Origin of the sequence: Streptomyces sp. NPDC002130 (assembly GCF_040296465.1) — a bacterium.
In the GTDB taxonomy this organism is placed as follows: Bacteria; Actinomycetota; Actinomycetes; order Streptomycetales; family Streptomycetaceae; genus Streptomyces.
In genome coordinates this window covers 1-1,049 of record NZ_JBEOXI010001244.1, presented here as the reverse complement: position 1 = coordinate 1,049, position 1,049 = coordinate 1, and the positions used below count along the sequence as shown (strand labels likewise).

The following is a 1,049-nucleotide window of genomic DNA, read 5'->3' as shown; positions in this document are numbered from 1 at the left end:
GGCCCTTGACCAGTACCGGAAGCCTGGATTCGGCGTCGTCGGACTGACCGCCGGCCTCTTCGTCGACGCTCTCGACGTAAGCCTTGAGGAAGCCGGCGAACACGATGGTGCGACCCGAAGCGGAGAACGTGCAGTCCTCGCCGGTGCCTGCCGTGCCGGAGATGCGGAGCGTCAGCGTCGTACCGCGGGCGTCGGCCATCTGCGAAGCGACGGTCCGCTGCCAGATCAGTTCGTACAGCTTGAACTCGTCGGAATCGAGCTTGGAGTGCAGCTGACCCGGGGTCTGGAACACGTCGCCGGCGGGGCGGATCGCCTCGTGCGCTTCCTGCGCGTTCTTGACCTTGCGGGTGTACTGACGCGGCGTCGGATGCACGTATTCCGGACCGTACAACTCGGTGGCCTGCGCACGAGCGGCTGCGATCGCCGACTCCGACAGCGTCGTCGAGTCGGTACGCATGTAGGTGATGTAGCCGTTTTCGTACAGACGCTGTGCGATGCGCATGGCGCGCTCGGACGTGAAACGAAGCTTGCGGCCGGCTTCCTGCTGGAGCGTCGACGTCATGAACGGCGGGTACGGCTTGCGGGTGTACGGCTTGTCCTCGGCGGAGGAAACCGTGAGGTCGACGCCCTGCAACGCTTCCGCGAGACGACGGGCGTACGCCTCGTCGAGCACGGTGACCGCGCTGCCCTTGAGCTTTCCGTCAGCTCCGAAATCACGGCCGGAGGCGACACGCGAACCGTCGACGGAGACCAGGCGAGCACCGAAACTACGCGGGCTGGCCTCTGCACCGGCGTCGAGCGTCGCGGAAATGTCCCAGTACGACGCCGACTTGAACGCCATGCGCTCGCGTTCACGCTGGACGATGACGCGAGTGGCCACCGACTGGACGCGGCCGGCCGAGAGCTTCGGCATGACCTTCTTCCAGAGAACCGGGCTGACCTCGTAACCGTAGAGACGGTCGAGGATGCGGCGGGTTTCCTGAGCATCGACGAGGTCGGTGTCGAGTTCGCGGGTGTCTTCGGCCAGGCACAAGCGATTCACGTGCCCG

The 1,049-nt window shown here is 65.8% G+C and carries 1 protein-coding gene; it reads right to left on the bottom strand.

All coding sequences use genetic code 11. From position 1 onward, the window contains the following. Window positions 1-1,049: DNA topoisomerase (locus ABT116_RS49965; protein WP_351648413.1), on the bottom strand; the 1,049-nt coding region annotated here is incomplete at both ends.